9 protein-coding genes are annotated in these 17,238 nt (G+C 72.9%); 4 read left to right on the forward strand and 5 right to left on the reverse strand.

Annotated features, from left to right (window positions below; translation table 11 throughout):
- Together R3E88_06610 and R3E88_06615 are read right to left on the reverse strand one after the other, a co-directional pair.
- Positions 1-7,194: a filamentous hemagglutinin N-terminal domain-containing protein gene (locus tag R3E88_06610; protein MEZ4216130.1), complete on the reverse strand. Its 7,194-nt coding sequence runs from the start codon at positions 7,192-7,194 to the stop codon at positions 1-3.
- Between the two features lie 38 nt (positions 7,195-7,232).
- Entirely contained in the window at positions 7,233-9,293 is a 2,061-nt protein-coding gene (locus R3E88_06615) for a hypothetical protein (GenBank protein ID MEZ4216131.1), read from the reverse strand.
- Between the two features lie 363 nt (positions 9,294-9,656).
- Between R3E88_06615 and R3E88_06620 the strand changes: the two genes are divergently transcribed.
- From R3E88_06620 to R3E88_06635, 4 genes are all read left to right on the forward strand, one after another.
- Positions 9,657-10,310, forward strand: a complete 654-nt coding sequence (locus tag R3E88_06620; GenBank protein MEZ4216132.1) for a TetR/AcrR family transcriptional regulator — start codon at positions 9,657-9,659, stop codon at positions 10,308-10,310.
- Between the two features lie 50 nt (positions 10,311-10,360).
- Positions 10,361-11,431, forward strand: a complete 1,071-nt coding sequence (locus R3E88_06625) for a ferritin-like domain-containing protein (protein ID MEZ4216133.1) — start codon at positions 10,361-10,363, stop codon at positions 11,429-11,431.
- A gap of 39 nt (positions 11,432-11,470) precedes the next feature.
- Positions 11,471-12,442 carry a WYL domain-containing protein gene (locus tag R3E88_06630; protein ID MEZ4216134.1) on the forward strand — a complete coding sequence of 324 codons (972 nt, stop codon included), beginning with the start codon at positions 11,471-11,473 and terminating at the stop codon, positions 12,440-12,442.
- Between the two features lie 151 nt (positions 12,443-12,593).
- Positions 12,594-14,285: a hypothetical protein gene (locus R3E88_06635; GenBank protein ID MEZ4216135.1), complete on the forward strand. Its 1,692-nt coding sequence runs from the start codon at positions 12,594-12,596 to the stop codon at positions 14,283-14,285.
- A 22-nt stretch (positions 14,286-14,307) separates the two neighbouring features.
- Here R3E88_06635 and R3E88_06640 read toward each other — a convergent pair whose 3' ends face one another.
- From R3E88_06640 to R3E88_06650, 3 genes are all read right to left on the reverse strand, one after another.
- Positions 14,308-15,579 carry a patatin-like phospholipase family protein gene (locus tag R3E88_06640; GenBank protein MEZ4216136.1) on the reverse strand — a complete coding sequence of 424 codons (1,272 nt, stop codon included), beginning with the start codon at positions 15,577-15,579 and terminating at the stop codon, positions 14,308-14,310.
- Entirely contained in the window at positions 15,551-16,120 is a 570-nt protein-coding gene (gene efp / locus R3E88_06645; GenBank protein ID MEZ4216137.1) for an elongation factor P, read from the reverse strand. Before efp ends, R3E88_06640 begins: the two co-directional genes overlap by 29 nt.
- A 137-nt stretch (positions 16,121-16,257) precedes the next feature.
- A complete protein-coding gene (locus R3E88_06650; GenBank protein ID MEZ4216138.1) occupies positions 16,258-17,220 on the reverse strand; it encodes an electron transfer flavoprotein subunit alpha/FixB family protein in 963 nt (320 codons plus the stop codon).
- Positions 17,221-17,238 lie beyond the last annotated feature (18 nt).

Here is a 17,238-nt window from a genome sequence, read left to right on the forward strand (position 1 = left end):
TTAGCTTCCGAAGATGTCGAGCACGTCGCTCCCGCGGACGTAGCGCGAGGGGTGGATCGCCTCCGCGAGCTCGTCGGGCGTGATGCCGTCGGGCGTGATCGCCTCGACCCAGGCGCGCTGCACGGGCCCGTACTCGCCCGGCACGAGCCCCGTGCGGCGATGCGCCGAGAAGAGCCGGTCGAGCGCCTCGAGCGTCTGGTAGGCGTCGAACTGCGTGCTGGGGCGGTTCTTCAGGAAGCGCCGCAGCTCGAAGCCGAGCACGCGGCGCGCGCCCGTCTGGCTGCGGAAGTCGGAGACGGCGGCGCCGAGCGTCGCGCGCAGCTCCGGCGCGTTGTGCAGGTCGGCCCCGAAGAGATCCTCGAACAGCCGCATCGCCTCCTGCGCGTTGTGCAGGTCGAGTCGCGCCGCCGTGAGCCGTGCGACCTCGCGGTCGCTGCGCCAGCCGCGCGAGGCGTCGTCGAAGATCGCGCTCGCGCGCGTGCGCGACACGAGCTCGCCCGCCGTCGCCTCGCGCGTCGCGATCCCGATCTCGGCGAAGGCGTCCGGCTCGATCGCGGGCGTCGCGAGCGACGCGCGCGACTCGGGCCGCGCCGGCGCCTCGGCGAGCGCCTCGGTGAGGTCGGTGGTCGACGGGCCGGCCGGGCGGCCGTCGAGCACGAGCGGCGCCACGTCGAGGTCGGCGGGGTCGGCGTCGTAGAAGAGCTGCCGGGGACCGAGCGCGCTGTCGTTGGGGTTCACCTCGAAGAGCGGGGCGTCGAGCGGGACGCCGTCGATCGCGGGGCGGCCGGCGGACGAGCCGATCACGAGGCGGTTGCCGCGCCCGAGCTGCGCGAGCGCTCCGGTCGCGCCGGTCGTCGCGAGCTGGAAGTCGTTCGCGACCCAGTCGACGCCCCCGTCCGGCTCGAAGCTCCCGTTCGAGCGGCGCACCGAGGCGGCGGGGCGCCGCAGCACGATCAGGTTCGCGGCGTCGATCTGGATCGAGTCGGCCGTGAGGTCGCCCACCGCGACGTCGCCGAGCGCGTCGATGTCGAGCGTGCCTGCGACGGTGAGCTTCTCGCCCGACGCGAGCACCGCGTCCTTCGCGAGCGTGGCGGGGTTCGGGTCGTAGTCGCCGAGCGAGACGTTCCCGTCGGTGCGGATCGCGAGCGTGCCGCGGCCGCGCTGGTAGATCGTCGCCGTGCGCGCGACCGGCTTGCGCGACGCGGGCGTGGTCGTTCCGGCCGCGAAGTCGACGGCGTCGACCGAGCGCACGAGCAGGTCGCCCGCGAGGTCGATCGCGACCGTGTCGGTGTTCGCGAGCGCCGTCGCGACGGAGCCCGCGCCGAACACGTCCTGCGACGGGTCGGCCGACGAGCCGAGCTCGAGCTCGCCGACGCCGCCGACGAAGTTCACCGTCAGGTCGCGGAGGCGGTTCATCGCGGTCGGGCCGGCGACGAGGCCGTCGTTGCCGACGCCCTTCACGAGGTGGAGCTTGTCGACGACGTCGAGCTCGAGGCTCTGACCGCCGTCCGTCGCGCCCTGGACCGTGTCCGCGAAGCGGATGCTCGAGGCGCTGAGCCGCGTGTCCTGGTCGATGCGCACGGCGCCCTCGTAGGACTGGTCGGCGAGCGTGCGGAAGTTCGCGGCGTCGATCGCGATCACGCCGCCCGCCGTCTTCGCGTGGAAGCCGTAGAAGCGCGGGGAGGTCGCCGTGTCGGCGGTCGGGTCGATCGAGATGCCGCCCAGCGCCGCGTTCGTCTCGCGCGTCTCGAGCGTGAGGTCGAAGCCCGCGAGCTGGTCGGCGACGGCGCCCGTGACCGCGAAGCCGCCGGTCTCCTGGATCAGGCGGTAGTCGAGGCCGAGCGCCGAACCGCCGCGGCCGGTGATCTGCTCGGCGCGCACGATCGACCCGTGGCCGGGAGTGAGGTCGAAGGCGTCGTGCTGCTCGAGCTGGACGCGCAGCGGCGTCGCGGCGGTCGTCCCGCGCAGGATCACGTCGTCGCTGTCGGCGAGGATCTCGTCGCCGGCGTTGCTCGCCGCGAGCTCGATCTCGCGCGCCTGCAGGAAGACCCGGTCGAAGTCGCCGGCGAGGTCGAGGTCGCCCATCGTCGCTTCGAGGCGCGCGATGCCGACCTCCGTCGACTCGATGCCGTCGACCGAGTTCGTGCCGGCGCGCACGTCGAGCACGTCCGCGAGCGCCACGTCCGCGATGTCGACGAACGCGTTGCCGCGCCGGCTGCGCACGAAGATCGTGTCGATCGAGGTCGCGGGCGCCATCGTCGTCAGCGTCGGCAGGAGGCTCGTCTCGGTTCCCGTCGTGGCGGCCGTGATTCCGAGCCCGTCGACCGTCGCATCCGAGTCGAAGACGAGACTCGTGGTCGCGGTCGGGTCGGTATTCGACGGATCGATGCGCAGCGTCACCGCGAGCGGCGACGCGTCGATGCGCGCGAGGTCGCTCGCGCTCGCGACGTCGATCGTCGCACCGCTCCCGAGCCCGGCGATCAGGTCGAGCGCGCGCGCGGTGATCTGCGAGCCGGCGCCGAAGAGCAGGTCGCCGTTCGCGACGCCGGACGTGCCGCTCTCGATGCGCACGCTCTCGGTGGCGGTCAGGTCGAGCACGAGGCCGCTCCAGTCGAGCGCGCCCGGCACGCTGAGGTCGAGGCTGTGGAGCTGGAACGCGACGCCGTCGGCGAACGCGACGCTGCGCGGGACGTCCTCGTCGAAGTCGAACAGCCGGATCGAGACGTCGAGATCCCGGAGCTTGGCTTCGTCGTCGAGCGCGATGCCGGCGTCCTCCTCGGCGAAGACGTGGAGGAGCGTCGCGTCGCGCTCGTCGGGGTCGGGCGCGAGCTGCATCGCCATGCCGTCCGTCGGCGGCGTCGGCAGGTTCGCGCCGGTGACGTCCGAGTCCTGTCGCACCGTGATCTCGCGCGCGGCGAAGCGCGGCGCCGCCGCGACCTCGAGGTCGCCGTCGTCGACGCCGCCCTCCACCGTGTCGTGTCCGTAGATCGCGACGTCGCCCGGCATCACGGCGAAGTCGTTGGCGGCCGTCGAGCCGCCCGCCGAGAGCGTCACGAAGTCGGCGCGGATCTCGATCGGCTGTCCGGCGACCGCGGAGTCGAGCTCGAGGTCGTCGTTCGCGACGTCGATCACGACCGCCTCGCCCGCGAGCACGAGCTTCGCGCTCGCGAGCTGCGTCGGCACGCGCGCGAGCGAGATCGCGCCGTCGATCGCGCGCAGGCCGTACGTGCCCGGCGTGGCCGTCGCCGACGACGAGCCGTCGCCGAACGCCGTGCGCGGCACGATCTTCGCGTCCGTGAAGCCGGCGTCCTGCTCGAGCACGAAGACGTCGGGCGCGGCCGTCGCATCCGACGCCTTCTGGAAGCGGGCGCCCGTCGGCGTCACGCTCGCGACCGTGCTGCCGCCGATGCCGTCCGAGGCCGAGAGCCGCACGAGCCGGTCGCCGCGCACGACGGTGCCGTTCGCGAAGCTGAGCGTGCCGACGCCGCCGAGGCCGGCGCGCAGCGTCGTCTCCGACTCCGTGTCGACCGTGAACGAGAACGCGTCGAGCAGGGGCTGGTCGACGCGCAGGCTGCCGATGCCGCCGAGGTCGAGCGTCTCGACGCGCAGCGCGGAGGTGAGGCCCGCGAGGTCGAAGCCGTTCGCCGCGAGCACGAGTCGCGTGTCCTGCAGCACGGGCGCGACCGCGTCGCCGAGCGCGACGTCGCCGTCGTCCGAGCGCAACGAGTAGGTCGTCGTGAGCGCGCCGCCCGGGTCGGCGACCGCGGGCAGGGCGGTCGCGGTCGTGGCGTCGATGTCGGCGTCCTGGCGGATCTCGAAGCGCACGTCGCTGCCGTCGCCCTGGAGCGCGAGCGTCGTCGTGTCGTCGAAGCGCACCTCGGACGGGACGGCGACGCCGCCCACCTGCTCCTCGGTGCCCGTGCCGGCGCCGTCGCCCGCGCGCAGCCGGATGTCGTTCGCGGTGAGCGACACGCCGTCGCCGACGACGAGGTGGCCGGCGCCGTTCGCGCCGCCGTGCAGCTCGAGCGCGAGCGATGCACCGGCCGAATCGCTCGCCCGCATCGCGACGCCGTCCGCGATCGCGAGCGTGCCGGTCACGGCCTCGAAGAGCTCGCCGTCGGAGGCCGCACCCTGCGTTCCGGCGATCACGTGCAGCTCGCGCGTCGCGGCGCCCGCGGCCATGTCGGCGAAGGCCTGGTCGATGGTGAACTGCTCGGCGAGCGCGATCGTGACGTTCTCGGCCTCGAGTGCGGCCTGCAGGTCGACGTCGGTCGCGCCGCCGAGCACGAGCTCGGTGCCCGTGCCCGACGCGAGCTTCGCGACGTCGGTCGCGTCGAGCGCGAGCGTGCCGTCGCGCGCCTGGAGGCTCGTCTGCGCGACGCCCGTCAGGTCGAGCGCGCTCGCGCCGAGCGTGCCCGCCGCGAGCGACGCGTCCTGGAGGATCGTGACCGACTCGCTCGCCTGGATGTCGAGGCCGCCGAACGCGATCTGCGAGCCCAGGCTGTCGTTGCGGATCGCGTCCTCGTCCGCGTTGTCGTTCACGAGGTCGTTGTCGGCGTCGACGAACAGGATGGCGCGCGAGTAGCCGTCGCCGGCCTCGACGAGCGCGTTCTCGGCGGTGATCGTCGTGCCGGTGCCGAACGTGAGGTCGCCCGCGCCGCCGAGGCCGGCCGACACCTGCACGTTCGCACCCGTGATGTCGACGGTCGCCGCGACGTCGACGTCGCCCGAGATCTCGATCGTGACGTCGCCGTCGGAGGCCGGGTCGAGCGGCGTCGTCGCGCGCGTGTCGATGTCGCCCGAGAGCGCGAGGTCGACCGCGATGTCGCGGTCGGTCTCGAGCGCGGCGGTCGAGCGGATGCTCACGGAGCCGCCGTTCGTGGTGATGGGGCCGGAGATCGTCGCGGTCTGCCCGCCCGTCACGAACGGGTGGCTGACCTTGTCGATCTCGGCCGTCTCGGGGTTGTCGGAGATCGTGATCGCGACGCCGCCGCCCGTCGTCGTGATCGCATTCGAGACGACGAGGTCGTGGCCCGCCTCGATCGCGACGCCGCCGCCCGCGTCGAGGGTCGCGCCGGAGAGCGTCACGTCGCCGCCCTGCGCCTCGAGCACGGTCACGCCGTCGGGCGGGATCGGGTCGCCCTTGTCGTCGAGCTCGTAGGCCGCCGTCGCGAGCAGCTCGACGTTGCCGCCGCCGCTCTCGAGGTCGAGCGGATCGATGCGCGTGTCGATGTCGCCGGTCACGGCGAGGTCGCCGCGGACCGCGTTGGCGATGAACGAGTCGCCGCCGGTCGCGACGTTGCCGTCGACGGTGATGCCGCCGTTCGCGGAGTCGAGCCGCACGATGCCGCCGTTCGCGGTGAGGTCGCCGACGGAGATCGCGTCGCGCGCGTCGACGGTGATGGCGAGGCCGGAGATGCCGACGCCCATCGCCGCGTTCACGCGCGCGCCGCGCAGCAGCACCTGGCCCTTCACGTCGAGCCCGGCGTTCAGGTGCAGGCTCTCGTTCAGCGGGTCGCTCGCGAAGTCGGCCCCCGCGAGCTGCGGCTGGTCGGCGTCGCCGGACTCGAAGTCGAGCGTGAGCGAGAGGTTCGCGTTGGTCGCGTCGGTGATCGCGCCGTCGACGACGATCTGGTTCGCCGCGCGCAGCGTGAGCGTCGACTGCGTCTCGGGGACGACGACCTCGCTCGCGAAGTCGAGCCCCGTCTGGAACGTGATGTTCCCCTCCTCGGTCGAGCTGCGCTCGCTGCGCGCGTTCAGGTACTCGGTCGAGAGCGTGACGTCGATGCCGCGCGCGAGCGCCGTGCGCAGCGACGCGACCTCGATCTCCGAGCTCGCGGCCTCGGGCAGGATGATCGGCGTCCCCGTGATGAAGAGCGCGTTGGCGAGGTCGTCGAGCTCGTCGGTGAGATCGCGCGCGTCGCCGTTCGGGACCGTCTTCGCCGCGACGACGTCGATGTTCGCCGGGTCGAGCAGCCACTCGCCGCCCCTGCCGTTCGCGGCGCCGAGGTCGGGCGTGCCCGCGACCGAGAGCCACTGCTTGCCCGAGGTCTCGACGAAGCCGCCGTCGCCGCCGCGCTCGCCGCCGCGCGCAGAGATCGCGCCGTTCGCGACCGCGACGCCGTCCGACCACACGACGACCTCGCCGCCGTCGCCCGTGACGAGCGCGTCGGCGCGCAGCGTCGAGTCGTCGCTCACGTACGTCAGCTGCGCGTTGCGCGCGTCGCTGCCGTCGGCGAGCGCGCCCTGCACGTCGCCGCCGACGTGGATCGCGCCGCCGCCGCGGCGCCCCGACGCGTCGAGCACGGCGCCGTCGACGAACACCTGGTCGCCGCGGATCTCGATCGTGCCGCCGTCGCGCACCGGCCCGCCCGTCGCGTTCGAGGCGTCGAGCACGCCGCCCACCTGCACGCGGCTTCCCTCGCCGCCTTCGAGCGCGATCTCGCGCGCGCGCACCGTGCCGGCGTTGTGGATGGCGAGCGAGAGCAGGTCGCCCGCGGCCAGGCGCACCGCGCCGCGGCGGCCGGCGTCGAGCGTGCCCGTGTTCTCGACGGCGTAGGCGGTCTGCGCGGCCGCGTCGGGCGCGGCGACGCGCACGACGACGGGGCTCCCGTGCTCGGCGACGATCACCTCGTCGCCCGCGAGCATCCAGATGCGCCCGTTCGGCACGGTGATCGTGCCGTGGTTCGCGACGCTCGCTCCGAGCAATGCGACGGTGCCCGCCTCGATCGTCCCGAAGTTCTCGACGCGTCCCGTGAGGCCGGTGAAGCGGTCGATGCCGGCGACGAAGTCCGCGTCGCCGAGGTTCCCCGCGGCCGCGACGAGCTGGCCGACGTCGACGTACCCGCCGCCGAACGAGATTCCGTAGGGGTTGATGATGTAGACGGCACCGTTCGCGCGGAGCGCGCCCTCGATCTCCGTCGAGTCGGGCCCGGTGACGCGGTTCAGGACGCGCGCGCGCGCGTTCGGCTGCACGAACTCGACGCTCTCGCCGGCGGCGATGTCGAAGTCGGTCCACTCGATGATCGAGCGATTGCTCGCGCGCACCGTCGTGTCGGCGCCGCTGCGCGTGACCGTCACGTTGCCGCGCACGACGCGCTCGCCCGCCGGGCCGGCGAGCGCGGCCTGCGGCACGAGCATCGCGCCGACGAGCAGCCGGGCCAGGGATCGCGTGAGCGGAGTGGTTCGCGTCATCGGGGCTCCGTCCGGCCTTCGATGGCCCGCGGCCATCGTCAGTAGAGCACGCTGAACAGGAAGTGGAACTCGTCGTGGCCCGCGCGCACGCGCGTGTCGTCCGAGCCGGCGCCCGTGAGCGCGTGGCCCCACTCCGCGCGGGCCGTGAAGTTGCTCTTGAACTGGAGCTCGAGGCCGAGCCCCGCGCCGACGAGCGTATCGTCCGTCTCGGAGGCGTTGGTCGTCGCCGCGGCTGAGCTCGCGTTGCGCGTGGGGATCCTGTTGCGGTGGGTGAGGCCGTAGTCGACGAACGCCTTCAGCACGAGGTCCCAGTCCGGCCGGCCGTACACCATCTGCGGCGTGGCGCGGAAGTCGCCGAGGAACGGCACGCGCAGCGGCTCGCGCTGGATGGGCAGCGCGCGCGGCACGTGGAAGCGGTACTCGAACGAGCCGATCACGACGTCGTCGCCCGACGCGACGCTCTGCTCGTAGCCGCGCACGCTGAACAGCCCGCCCGCCACCTGCGATGCCTGCGCGACGAGCCGGTCGCCGAAGGCGTACTGGCCGCGGATGCCGAGCGCGACCTCGTGCGAGAGCGTCGACGTGCTCGGCGACGACGGGTCCTTCCAGTCTTCGGGGAAGAGCAGGGGCTCGAGGTACTGGCTCAGGCCCGCGTCGTAGTGCAGGACCTTCCAGTGCCCTTCGGCATTGCGGCGGCCGAGGTTGTCGAGGTCCTTCGCCGCGATGCCAGAGACGTTGGTCTCGAAGTCGACGGACGCGCGCAGCGTGGACACCTCGTCGATCTTCTCGAGCTCGGCGCCCACGCGCGGCAGCACGAAGAACTCGTGCGCGACGGTCGCGCTCACGCGATTGTCGACGTCGACGTCGCGCAGACCGAGGCCGACGAAGAGGTCGACGAACAAGTCGTGGTGCTGGAAGGCCTGCCAGGTGAGGCGGCCGTCTGCACTCCACTCGTCGCTGCGGATGTCGTCGATGCCGCCGACGTCGAACGCGTTGAACGAGCCGTACGAGGCCGCGAGCCGCCAGCGCAGCGAGTCACTTCCCCACCACGGCACCCAGTCGCGCGGGATCCAGCGCGTGAGCGACTCGTCGTCGGCGCGCGAGCGCAGCCAGGCCGGGCGTTCCGAGCCGAACCACGGCGCCTCGTACGACACGTCGATCGCGTTGACCGCGTCGAGGCCCGCGTTCGTGTAGGCGATGCTCAGGATGTCGTCGCGGCCCGTGAGCTGGCGGTGGACGGCGCCGAGCCGGTGCTGCCACTCGTCCGTGCGCTCGCTGCCCGTGTCGGACGTCTGCGCGTACACGAACCACGGCTTGGCCTCGTTCACGCGCAGGTCGAGCGCGATGCCCTCGCCGTCGCGCGCGCCGGCGAGCACGGCCTCGACGCGGCGGCCCGGGTGGCGGTTCACGCGGAACAGGTAGTCCTCGAGGACGTCCTTGCGGATCACGTCGCTCGTGCCCTCGGTGACGAAGGCGGAGGGCTGGATGGGCGAGCGCAGGCGGATCGCGCGGTGCGCGGGGTTGTCGATGCGCCACTCCTCGGAGACGCGGTCGCCGGCGGCCACCGTGCGCAGCTCGCTCACGCGTCCGATCGACACGACGAGGCGCATCGGCCCGTCGCGGTCGAGGCGGAGGTCGGCCTCGGTGTGGAGGTCGACGTCCTCGCGGTGCGGGCGCACGAAGACGCCGACGAAGCCTTCCTGCTGCACGCGTGCGAGCAGCGCGCGCGCGATCGCGGCGACGGCGCTCGCGTGATAGGTGCCGGCATCCGTGCCGTAGCCGATCTCGACCGTGCGGACGGGCGCGCCGCCCGGCGCGTCCTCGGGAGCCGCGAGACCGGTGGGGAGCTCCGCGAGCTCGACCGGGAGCGGCACGTAGCTCGCGACCGGCGGGAGGCTCGCGCCCTCCGCGAGCCCGGCCTCGTACTCGACGACGAAGCGCTCGACGCGGTAGGCGACCCCGGGATCGGCGGCGGAGGCCGGCGCCGCCGCGAGCAGGGCCGCGGCGCCGAGCAGCGCGCGGGCCAGCGCGCGCACGCGCGGCGCGGCGGCGCGGGCGGACGGGGGCGCGACGCGCGCCGCGTGGCGGGGCAGGGGCATCGAGGGGATCTCGGAGTCAGGGAAGATCGAGGCGCTCGCCCCCGGGCGGAGCCGAGCCGCAGCGAGCGCGCACCATAGCGCGCTTCGCCGGCGCAACCCGGCGTCGCGGCACGATTCCGGACGGCGGTGGCGGCGTCGCCGCGCGCCTGTGCGCGCGGGCCGGACGTGGCTGCGGATCGGCACCGGGCGCGGCTTCCCCCCGGCGCGCTTCGACCCCGCCGCGACGATCGGGTTCGCGCGGCCGAGTCCGCGCGCGTCAAGCCGTGCTCGACACCGACCGATCGGTCGACTACGTTGCGCGCCGCCGTCCGACCGATCGGTCGGCGCCCACCCGCGTTCGAAGCCGTCCCGAGGTGTCCGTCCGTGCCCAGGCCCGCCGCGTCCGCACCGAGCTCGCGCGAGAAGATCCTCGACGTCGCCGAGGCCCTGTTCGCGCGCAGCGGCTATGCGGGCGTCGGCATGCGCGAGGTCGCGCAGCACGCCGGGCTCGGGAAGTCGTCGCTCTTCCATCACTTCGCGACGAAGCCGGCGCTCTACTTCGAGGTGGTCGAGCACGTGCTCGCGCGGATCGCCGCGGGCGTGATGCCGGCGCTCTCGCGCGACGCGGGGGCGGCGGGCCGGCTCGCCGCCGCGAGCGACGCGCTCGTCGACGCGCTGGCCGAGCACCCGACCTCCGCGCCGCTCCTCCTCCGGAGCCTCTTCGAGGCGCATCCGTTCGCGACCGACGCCGCTCCGCCGGAGGCCGCGGCGGGCGACGCGATCCTCGCCGCGATGATCGGCGCCTTCCAGCAGCTCGTGCGCGACGGCATCGCGACCGGCGAGTTCCGCGACGTGTCGGTCGTCGACGCGACGCAGACGCTGATCGGCGCTGCCGTCTTCCACTTCGCCTCGGGCGAGCTCGGCGAGGCCGTGCTCGGCGAGTCGCTGTTCTCGGCGCAGGCCGTCGCGCGCCGCCGCGACGAGCAGCGCGCCTTCTTCCTCCGCGCCCTGCTTCGCGACGCGTCGGGCGTCGCATAGCGAGATCGAACGCGGCGGCGCGCGGCGCCGACCGCCACCGGGAGACCGTCATGGACAAGATCCTCGCCGCCCATCGCCACCAGCTCGGCGCCTTCGAAGTCGTCGACGTCGTCGACGAGGGCGCCATCGCGCGGGTGCGCGAGCACGTCGACGTCGACGTCCCGCTCACGCTCCACTGGACGTGGAGCTACGCGCCCGAGGTCGAGGAGCTGCGGCGCCTCTACGAGAAGGGCAAGGCGGGGCAGTGGAACGCGGAGACCGACGTCGACTGGGACGCGCGCGTCTCGGCCGACGACTGGATCATGAACCCGGAGGCGTCCGCGCTCGCGCAGCTCTGCAAGATGATGGGCAAGGACGAGGCGACGCAGAAGGCGGCCGCCTTCGACGAGGTCGCGTACACGATCTCGCAGCTGCTGCACGGCGAGCAGGCCGCGCTCCAGCTCTGCGGCCAGCTCACCAACCTGTGCGAGGACATCGACCAGAAGCTCTACGCGGCGAGCCAGGTGGTCGACGAGGCGCGCCACATCGAGGTGCTGTCGAAGTTCCTGCAGCGCAAGATGGGCACGCTCTACCCGATCGGCACGACGCTCAAGACGCTCCTCGACATCCTGCTCGAGGCGAAGGGCGTGTCGTACAAGGTGCTCGGCATGCAGACGCTCTTCGAGGGCATGGCCGTCGGCATCATGGACATGATCCGGCGCGAGAGCCGGTGTGCGTTGTTCAGCGACATCCTGCTCCGCGTCGAGGGCGACGAGGCGCGCCACGCGGCGTTCGGCGTGCTGAACATGCGCCGCATCGTGCGCGACGCGTCGACGCAGGAGATGCACCAGATGGAGGACTGGGCGTTCGGCATCCTCGAGACGCTCAACGCCAACCAGCAGCTCGACATGCTGCGCCTGCTCGCGCCGAAGTACGACCTCCAGCCCGAGCTGATCGTCGAGGGCTTCACCAAGCTCCCCGACTTCGCGCAGCTCAACTCGCCGCCGTTCATGCACACCGTCGTTCCGAACCTGCTTCGACTCGGCCTCATCACCGAGCGCACGCAGGAGCACTGGATGCGGCTCGGCATGATGACGGACGCGAAGGGCACGGCGCAGAGCGTGCTGCCGATCGCCGGGTAGGGCGGCCGGCCTCGTGGCCGCGGACTATGCTCGGCCGCCATGCGCGGCGACCAGCTCGCGAGGCAGTGGCAGCTCATCCAGCGGCTCGCGAAGAGCCGCGGCGGCGCCGGGCTCGACGAGCTCGCGGAATCGCTCGGCTGCGTGCGGCGCACCGTCTACCGCGACCTCGACGCGCTCATGTACGCCGGCTTCCCCGTCGTGTCCGAGAAGCGCGACGGGCGCGTCTACTACCGCTTCATCGAGACGTTCGGGCTCGGCGACGTGCCGTTCACGCACGACGAAGTGCTGGCGCTGATCCTCGGCGCCGACCTGCTCGCGACGCTCGAGGGCACGGTCTTCCACGACTCGATGGAGTCCGCGATCTCGAAGATCCGCGCGGGCATGGGGCCGCAGCTCGTCGCCTACCTCGAACGCCTCGGCGAGAGCTTCCGCGTGCTTCCCGGCCCGCACAAACGCTATGCGGAGTTCCGCGAGACGATCCAGGCGCTCAACGACGCCGTGCTCGAGCATCGCCGCGTCGCGATGCGTTACCGCACGGGGCGCACCGGCGAGGTGCGCGAGCGCGAGCTCGACCCGTACCGCGTCTGGTACCGCAGCGGCGGCCTGTACGTCGTCGGCCACGACCACCTGTCGGGCGAGCTGCGCACCTTCGCCGTGAACCGCATCGAGGCCATCGACCTGCTCGACGCGCGCTTCGAGGTCGCGGCGGACTTCGACTTCGAGGCGTTCACGGCGAGCGCCTTCGGCGTGATCTCCGAGCCCGTCTCGCGCGTGCGCATCCGCTTCGACAAGCAGTGGCGCAGCCACGTCGAGGAGCACCGCTGGCACGAGAGCCAGGAGCTCTGCGCGCTCCCCGACGGCGGGGTCGAGCTCGCGATGGAGGTGGGCGGGACGCCCGAGATCCGCAATTGGGTGCTCTCGTTCGGCGCCGGGGCCGAGGTGCTCGAGCCGGCCGCGCTGCGCGACGAGGTGCGCGCCGAGCTCGAGGCCGCCGCCCGCCGCTACGCGTAGAAGCTCTTCCGGGACGCGCGGCCCGGGCGCACTCCGCCGCGGGGCGGGCCGATCCGGCCCGAGCGTTCTAGAAATGAAATTGAATTTCACTTGCAAGATAATGATTCGTTCATGAATCATCGGGGTGGATTCCCAGTGGAGGACACCCCCGATGAGCCCCCGATTCCTGGCTTCCGCCCTCGCCGTGCTCGCCTGTCTCGCCGCGCCCGCTCGCGCGGACGAGGCCGAGGAGGAGCCCGACCCCGCGCCGGTCGCGCTCGGCGAGCGCCTCTTCCTCGAGACGCGCTTCGCCCAGTTCTTCGCCGCGAACGCGGGCGGGAACGTGAACGCGCCGCTCGCCGCGGGCGACCCGGTCGTCGACACGACGCGCACGCCGGACGGCGACCTGCCGGGGCCCTTCGCGGGCGAGTCGATCAACTGTCGCGCCTGCCACCTCGTCGACGAGCAGCTCGACGCGCCGGGCGGGGGCATGCGGACCTACACGGACTTCGCGGTCCGCAGCCCGGTGCCCGCACGCGAAGACGGGCTCGCGGCGACGCCGCGCAACTCGCCGCCGCTCGTCGGCGCGTCGCGGCCGCGCCCGGGCGGTCTCGACCTCCACTTCGACGGCGAGTTCGCGACGATGGAAGGCCTCGTGTTCGGGACGCTCACCGGCCGCAACTACGGCTGGCTCCCGCGCGAGGCCGCGGACGCGGTCGCGCACGTCGCGCGCGTCGTCCGCGAGGACGACGGCACCGGCGCGCTCGCGCAGGAGTTCGGCGGCGCGTACCGGCGCGTGCTCGCCGGCACCGACCCGTCGCTGCCGCCCGAGCTCGTGCTCCCGCCCGAGCTGCGCGTCGACGTCGACTCTGCGAGCGACGGCGAGATCGTCGCCGCGGTCGCGCGCCTGATCGCCGCCTATGCGCTGCAGCTCTCGTTCGCGACCGACGACGACGACGTCTTCGTGGGCTCGCCGTTCGACGCGTTCGTCGCGGCCAACGGCCTGCCGGCGCGGCCGGATCCGGGCGAGGGCCCCGACGACTTCGCGCGGCGCTTCCGGCTCGCGGTCGAGCGGCTCGAGAGCCCGGTCTTCGTCGACGCGGGGCCGTTCGAGTTCCACGACCGCGACTTCGTGTTCGGGCCGCGCGAGCTGCGCGGGCTGCAGGTGTTCGTGACGACGCGTTCGCTCCCCGGCCGCGACGGTGTCGGCAACTGCGCCGCCTGCCACGCGCCGCCCGAGTTCACCGACTTCTCGTTCCACAACACCGGCGTCTCGCAGTCCGCCTACGACGCCGTGCACGGCGCCGGCCGGTTCGCGCGCCTGCGCGTTCCGAGCCTGCGCCGCCGCGAGCGCGAGCCGGCGCGCTGGCTGCCGGCGACGCCGCTCCACCCGGACGCCGCCGAGCCGTTCCGTCGCGTGCCGGAGGCCGGTCGCCCGCTGCGCGCGGACCTCGGGCTGTGGAACGTCTTCGCGAACCCCGACTTCCCGGCGCCGCAGGAGCGCCTCGGCGCGCGGCTGTGCGACGAGGCGCTCGCGCACGCGCCGGCGTCCGTGCAGCGAAGCGCGCGCGTCCGCGCGCGCTGGATCGCGCGCGAGTGCACGGCGCCGCGGCTCCTGCCGACGGCGCTCGCGCGCTTCAAGACGCCGGGGCTCCGCGATCTCGGCCACTCCGCGCCGTACTTCCACGACGGGCAGAGCGCGACGCTCGAGGACGTCGTCCGTTTCTACGACGCGGCGGGCGAGCTCGCGCGGCGCGGCAAGCTGCGCAACGGCGCGCCCGAGCTGCGCGCCATCCGGCTCGACGACGACGACGTCGATGCGCTCGTGCGCTTCCTGATGTCGCTCGACGAGGACTACAGCTAGGCGAGCGCGTCCGGGCGCGCGCCTACCCCCGGAAGAACGCGACGAGCTCGTCCTCCTTCGCCGCCGCGTCCTGGTAGCCGAGGTCGGTCAGCAGGCGCGCATAACGAGCGTCGAAGAGCAGGTAGGAGAGCAGGTCGGCCTCGCGCGCGTCGCGACCGGAGCGGAACGTGCGGAAGAAGAACCGGAGGAAGCGCGACAGCTCGAACGGGCCGTGACGCCCCTGCAGCAGCTCGCCCGCCAGCATGCCGAGGTCGCGCGTCGGGCGCACGACGACGGTGTCGATGCGCTGCAGCGGGCGGCGCCCGTGGCGCGTGAACTCCTCGTTGATGCGGTCGAGGAAGCCCGGCCCGTACGCGAGCACGCCGCTCTCGATGAACGAGTTCACGAGATTGAGCCGCGACAGGTCGGTCTCGATCGGCGCGAGCAGGAGCGCGTTCAGGATCTTGCCGAGCAGGAACATCGGGTTGCCGAAGCCCTGCACGCGCTCCTGCGCGAGGCTCTCCGCGACCTTCGCGGGCTGCGGGTGCGACAGGCCGATCACGAGCACGCGGTTCGCGCCGAGGCGGATCGCCGGCGCGAGCGGCGTGTTGAGGCGCAGCCCGCCGTCGGCGTAGTAGCGCGCGCCGACGCGCACGGCCGGGAAGAGCGCCGGGATCGCCGCGGACGCCAGCGCGTGCACGGGCATGAGCCGGATCGGCTGCATGTGGAAGGTGTCGAGGCTCGCCCACGGCGGCAGCGGGTCCCGCTGCTGCGTGAACACGATCGAGCGACCGGTCGCGATCTGCGTCGCGGCCACGCACACGGCCTCGACGTGGCCGGCCTCGATGTTGGTGCGGATGTCGCGCCACGGGATCGCGTCGAGCACGAGCTTCTCGAGCGGCTCGGTGTCGAGCAGTCCGTAGAGGCGGTCGGGGCGCTGGCCCGCGCGCAGCTGCTCGGCGACGCGCCGCAGCCCGAGCAGGCGGCGCGGCAGCGACAGCACGTCCGCGCCCTTGACGCGGAACACCTCGTCGACGCGCAGGTGCTCCCAGATGCGGGCGAGCCGCTCGCCGCGCTCCTCGCCGCCGTCGGCCGTCGCCGCGAGGAAGCAGGCGTGGATGGCGCCCACCGACGTGCCGCAGACGATGTCGAACTCGGGGCGGAGGTCGTGGCGCCGCGGCAGCTCCTCGACGATGAAACGCAGCACGCCCGCCTCGTAGGCGCCGCGCGCGCCACCGCCCGACAGGACGATCGCGCGCTTCGGCGCCCCGCCGGCGGGCGCGAGGTCAGCTGCTGACGCGCTCGGTGTAGGCACCCGTTCGCGTGTCGATGCGCAGGACGTCCCCTTCCTTGATGAACAGGGGGACCTGGATCTCGGCTCCGGTCTCGAGGGTGGCGGGCTTCGTGGCGCCGGAGCTCGTGTCGCCCTTGAGGCCCGGATCGCTCTTCGTCACGAGCAGCTCCACGAACTGCGGCAGCTCGATGTTCACCGGCTTGCCGTTCCACAGGAGCACGTCGACCTCGGTGTTCTCCTTGAGCAGCAGCACGTGGTCGCCGACGCCCGCCTCGGGGATGGGCATCTGGTCGTACGTCTGCGTGTCCATGAACACCAGGTTCTCGCCGTCGCGGTAGAGGTACTGCATGGTCCTCTCCTCGACGTTGGCCTCCTCGGCCTTCTCGCCGGAGCGGAACGTCCGCTCGAGCACCTTGCCGTTGATCAGGTTCTTCACCTTCGTGCGCACGAACGCGCCGCCCTTGCCGGGCTTCACGTGCTGGAAGTACGTGATGACGAACGGCTGACCGTCGAGCTCGAGCTTGAGGCCGTTGCGGAACTGCGAGGTGTCGACCGTGGGCATGCGGACTCCTGGTGGCGGGGGAGCATAGCGGCGAACCGCGTCGCCGTGGCAACGAGAAACGCGCCCGGGGCGCGAGCCCCGGGCGCGTCGTGTCCACTCGCGCGCGCATCGCGTGCGACGCGCGCGTGCCTTCGAGGCTAGGCGCCCTTCGCCGTCTTCACCGCGGCCGTCAGCGCCGGCACCACCTCGAACAGGTCGCCGACGACGCCGAGGTCGGCGACCTCGAAGATCGGGGCGTCGGGATCCTTGTTGATCGCGATGACGTAGTTCGAGCCCTTCATGCCGACGAGGTGCTGGATGGCGCCCGAGATGCCGCACGCGATGTACAGCTTCGGCGACACGATCTGGCCCGACGAGCCGACCTGGTACGGGTGCGGCAGCCAGCCGGCGTCGACGACGGGGCGCGACGCACCCATCGCACCGCCGAGCGCGTCGGCGAGCGGCTGGATCACTTCCGGGAACTTCTCCGGCGCGCCGACGCCGCGGCCGCCCGAGACGATGATCTCGGCCTTCGTGAGGTCGACGCCCTTCGACTCGGCGACCTTGATCTCGACGAACTTCGCGCGCGCGCCCGAGGCGTCGACCGCGAGCGGCTTCGTCGAGCCCGCCGCGCCGCTCTCCGCGGCCGCGCACGCGCCCGGCTGCACGGTCGCGACGGCCTTGCCGCCCGTCGACGCGAGCTCGGCGTCGAGCTTGCCGTTGAACATCCGGCGCTTGAACGCGAAGCCCGCGCCCGCCGCCTCGATCGAGAAGCAGTCGGACACGAACGCGGCGTCGAGGCCGGCCGCGATGCGCGGCGCGACGTCCCAGCCCTGCGGCGTGTTCGAGAGCAGCACGAGGTCGGCGCCCGTGGCGTCGACGGCCGCGCGGATCGCGGCGTTCCACAGGTCGACGTTGTAGTTGGCGAAGGCCGCGTCGTCGACGACGTAGGTCTCGCCGCCGCCCTTGCCCGCGAACGCGTTCGCGGCGTCGCCGACGCCGCTGCCGATGACGACGCTCTTCACGTCGCCGCCGATCTTGCCCGCGAGCGTGATGAGCTCGTAGCTCGCCTCGCGGATCTTGCCGTTCGCCACTTCCGCAACGATGAGGATGGTGCCCATCGAGTTCGTCCTCCGGTC

The organism is Myxococcota bacterium, assembly GCA_041389495.1.
In the GTDB taxonomy this organism is placed as follows: domain Bacteria; phylum Myxococcota_A; class UBA9160; order UBA9160; family UBA4427; genus JAWKRT01.

Excerpts from the sequence above, each read along its gene's own strand:
- R3E88_06635 (MEZ4216135.1), top strand. The coding sequence starts at position 12,594 with ATGAGCCCCCGATTCCTGGCTTCCGCCCTCGCCGTGCTCGCCTGTCTC.
- R3E88_06650 (MEZ4216138.1), bottom strand. The coding sequence starts at position 17,220 with ATGGGCACCATCCTCATCGTTGCGGAAGTGGCGAACGGCAAGATCCGC.
- efp (MEZ4216137.1), bottom strand. The coding sequence starts at position 16,120 with ATGCCCACGGTCGACACCTCGCAGTTCCGCAACGGCCTCAAGCTCGAG.
- R3E88_06625 (MEZ4216133.1), top strand. The coding sequence starts at position 10,361 with ATGGACAAGATCCTCGCCGCCCATCGCCACCAGCTCGGCGCCTTCGAA.
- R3E88_06610 (MEZ4216130.1), bottom strand. The coding sequence starts at position 7,194 with ATGACGCGAACCACTCCGCTCACGCGATCCCTGGCCCGGCTGCTCGTC.
- R3E88_06630 (MEZ4216134.1), top strand. The coding sequence starts at position 11,471 with ATGCGCGGCGACCAGCTCGCGAGGCAGTGGCAGCTCATCCAGCGGCTC.
- R3E88_06615 (MEZ4216131.1), bottom strand. The coding sequence starts at position 9,293 with ATGCCCCTGCCCCGCCACGCGGCGCGCGTCGCGCCCCCGTCCGCCCGC.